This is a genomic window from Salinivibrio sp. IB282, from assembly GCF_001995685.1.
Lineage (GTDB): Bacteria > Pseudomonadota > Gammaproteobacteria > Enterobacterales > Vibrionaceae > Salinivibrio > Salinivibrio kushneri.
Genome location: NZ_MUET01000121.1, coordinates 1 through 3,638, shown reverse-complemented (window position 1 = coordinate 3,638; position 3,638 = coordinate 1). Strand labels below are relative to the sequence as shown.

The window sequence follows — 3,638 nt, the reverse complement described above, 5'->3', positions numbered from 1 at the left end:
GGGCTACAGTGATTTAACGTGACATTTTTCTTAATAAACCTTTTTTACGAGAAGCAGCGCCAATATTACCTTCTTCATCTGCTTTTGTGTAATAAAGTATCGCTTTTTCAAAGTCCCTTTCCACGTAGATACCTTTAGAATAGCAGTCACCTAAAAAGCACAGAGCTTGGTGCTCTCCATACTCTGCCGCATCCAATATCAGTGAAAACCAGTACTTTTCTTTTTCATTACCTGAGAAGTCTTTGTTTTTCACGTTGTTTGAGCGTCTAATTAGCTCACACAATGCATTTACACTTCCCTGCTGTGCAGCTTTACTTAACCAGAAGTCTGCATTGATTTTTAGTTTTTCATTGTCTGTCCCATGAGCGTTACCAAGTGGTGTATTGTATTCATACATTTCATATTGCGCTTCTACATGACCTAGCTCAGCTGCTTTTTCTATCCACCAACGCGGATTAGGATCAAATGGTGGTTCCCAATTTTCTACAGTATAATAGAATGCACTTGGATGAGATTGCTGCATTGCTTTTTCTAGCCAAGGATTGATTTTACTTTCGCGACAGTAAGCAACTTTTCCCGTTAAACGGTGTTCCCTTAAGTCATCTCTACCTAGTAGCACCTGTGCATTTACATTTCCTTTTTCTGCTGACTTTCTTAGCCACCGCCTAGCAACATGCTTATTTTCAGGTACGTCTTCCCCTAAATAATATGCTCGGCCGAGTGCATACTCTGCTGAAACATCGCCTTTTTCAGCTAAAAGCTTTATGGTGTCAATATCTGGAATAAGTTTTTCCGGCTCACTAGTCTCGATAACAATTGATTCATAAATCTCACCTTCAGACTCTATAGAGTCAGGAAATCCATGAAATTTAGAATAGCAAACTAGATCCTCAACCAAGATCATAATCGCATCAAAAAAAGACACTTCTTTGTTGAGATCGATTCCGGTAACTTGTTGAACATACTTAGCTGATAATGCCCAATAGGCATCTTCCTCTGATATATTCGGAGAGCATTCTAAAAGCGCATTGAAAATATATTCATCACTATCATTAAGTCGCTTTAATTGACCAACGCTCATAAATACAGGCATTAGCAATCTAATCTCTTCTAACTTAGGATTTTCATCAACTCCTTGAAAAAGCCTGTTAAGTAACAGTGGTTTTTCTTTACAAATTTGACATATATCTCTTAATACCACACTCTCATTAGGATCTTCGTTGACAGCTTCTATAACAGACTTAAGGAAAGAAAGATCCTGAAAACTCCACTTTTTTTGAGTATTTTGGTAAAAATCGTTAGCGAGACAGATTATTTTTTCTAACCTAGTTAAATCACTATATCCTCTACCTTGCAACGCAGGATGAAATAATATTGTTTCCTTCCAAAACAATAAGTTATCATTCCTTTCTAAATTAGAGATATTTTCTTCTATCTTTTTTCGAACTGATGAGAAAAAAACAGTAAGATCTTGATTAAGCGTAATCAACGCGTTTTGCGTTTCATTGACCTGCTCCGCTATACGATTGACCTTATTCCCCAACAAAACTACGATCTCATAAGTAAGTAGGTTGTTTTCTGAAAGTTTATTGAGGATCTGTTGTCCTATATATTGGCTTTTAGCTAAGTCCTGATCATTTCTGGCGAATATTTTTTGGTTCTTACCTGTAAAGCTTCTCCATAATCGAGATATATGGCTTTGCTCCTCTATTTCTTGGCCTCGCGCCGATACTGATGTAGCTAATGCTGTAGCTTCTAAAGCCATCAAACTTAATAACTTCTCATTTTCACCATATTTCAATATTAAATCATCAATAAATTCATTAGTCTGAGAATGAAGCGTGTCATCCACATTTATCGGTGTGTTTTTTACCATTTATCCATCTCCTTATTAAGTTTATATTTTGTTTTTATTAATGAATTTTTATTTTCCTCAAAGAGCTCACTCTCTGATTGGAAATATAGATCTTGCGCCATTATCTTCAAAAAACAATGCCTACGATTATGATTATCCTCGACCAAACCAACAATAGGTGACAGCAACTTCATCGCATCTTCAAATCCACACTGCATCTTGTCTTTTGAAGACGTGAAATTTAATGCCCCTTTAATATCACTCTGTGGATATATGGGTATGATCTTGCAATTATTAAAGTCTTTCTTTGGAAGAACTTCCATACGATTGAGAAAAACTGAAATAATAATATCACATCCATCATCCAAAAGTGGCTTTATCGGTGTGTTGTCTACTAAGAAACCATCCCAATATTGCTTACCATTCACTGTTTGCCTTGGAAATAAAAATGGTATAGCTGAAGATGCAAGTAATATGTCTTCTACTATTTCTTCTTGATAATCATGTAAAGAGAAATATTTTTCTTGGATGTTAGGCAACTCCGCTGCACAGACGTAACAAGGAATCACTCTTTTATTTATCTCTATATTATCAAGGTAGCCTCGTATAATTCTAAGCAAACCATCTCTCGAAAAAACCCCTGTCATTGCCATAACCTCAATAGCTCTGATCATAGGATAAGTGAGTTTAATCCCTGCATATAGTAGACTTTTTACAATATTTTCTGCGTTAAAACTTAAAACATCCTCAGGTCTCATTTCTAGCCAAGCTGACTCCGCTTTTCGTAGATCACCTTGTGCGAAAAGGGCAGCATTTAATGCACCTACTGATGTACCCGACACGGCAAAAACATTACTCGCTAGATTCAACTCTTCTAGGGCTTTCCATACACCAACTTCATAAGCGCCTTTACCTCCCCCCCCTGAAAACATCAATCCAATTTTTTGCATTTTTGTCCCGTAACTATATTTCTTGAATGTATCGAATGACATAGTTTAATTATCTACTGCTATTGTAATCGCTTCTTCGGTTTTTACGCGTAATCATGATGAAAGGTTGCAGGGCTTATTTTCATCGGGCCTCCATCTTAAGCATCTCTAAGTTACGTTGAATGGTACGGATATTGCGTTCTATCCCATCGCTGGCAACGGCTTTTTGTAGATCGCCTGCGGTTTGTTTGATCCGGTGTGAAAGGTGGCGCAATAACAAGAATGCAAGCCTTAGCGAGTCACTTTTAGGCGGACGGGTTGTCATAAATGTTTCGCTGTCTRATGATGTTTCCACTATTATTTACCTGCCTATTTTCACAAACAAGCCGCGATCGCGGTTCCATTTCATAACTGAGCCTACCATCACAAAAAGGCAAAATGCGTCGCATATAAAACAATCAGTTAAACCGATTTAATCAGACACATTCTGTCGCAGCATGCCGCCCCCGGTGCCAGGATAGTTGTCCAGATATTTGATCGCCCCAGTTCGTCACGCCAGCGTAAAGACACCGCAACCAGGATACTCAGGTGTTAGCGAAACGGCATGCCGTCTATCAGCAGGCAAAAACCAAGCATCCTGAGCGTAGGGCTAAAGAAACGCGTGACTGGACACCTTTTAGTTCAGTAACACTCAACCCCAGCAGCTCAGCAGATAATCAACGAGGCGGTCAAAAAAGCACCGATTAATTAGGGGAGAGGGTGTTCAACTACCTTGAAATCTACTGCTCGTATGAGATCTACACATCCATAATATTAGATATATTATCAGGTTTTTATAATTAGCCCTACTAAAT

Annotated in this window: 4 protein-coding genes; 1 reads left to right on the top strand and 3 read right to left on the bottom strand. The window is 38.2% G+C overall.

The window, feature by feature from the left end; all coding sequences use genetic code 11:
- Positions 1 to 13: 13 nt before the first annotated feature.
- From BZG14_RS14845 to BZG14_RS14835, 3 genes are all read right to left on the bottom strand, one after another.
- Entirely contained in the window at positions 14 to 1,876 is a 1,863-nt protein-coding gene (locus BZG14_RS14845; RefSeq protein WP_077609108.1) for a tetratricopeptide repeat protein, read from the bottom strand.
- Positions 1,870 to 2,805: a patatin-like phospholipase family protein gene (locus tag BZG14_RS14840; RefSeq protein ID WP_158011766.1), complete on the bottom strand. Its 936-nt coding sequence runs from the start codon at positions 2,803 to 2,805 to the stop codon at positions 1,870 to 1,872. The genes BZG14_RS14845 and BZG14_RS14840 overlap by 7 nt, the downstream gene beginning before the upstream one ends.
- Positions 2,806 to 2,926: 121 nt before the next feature.
- A complete protein-coding gene (locus BZG14_RS14835; RefSeq protein WP_077609106.1) occupies positions 2,927 to 3,109 on the bottom strand; it encodes a hypothetical protein in 183 nt (60 codons plus the stop codon).
- Positions 3,110 to 3,372: 263 nt separating this feature from the next.
- Between BZG14_RS14835 and BZG14_RS15635 the strand changes: the two genes are divergently transcribed.
- A complete protein-coding gene (locus BZG14_RS15635; RefSeq protein WP_158011765.1) occupies positions 3,373 to 3,531 on the top strand; it encodes a hypothetical protein in 159 nt (52 codons plus the stop codon).
- Positions 3,532 to 3,638 lie beyond the last annotated feature (107 nt).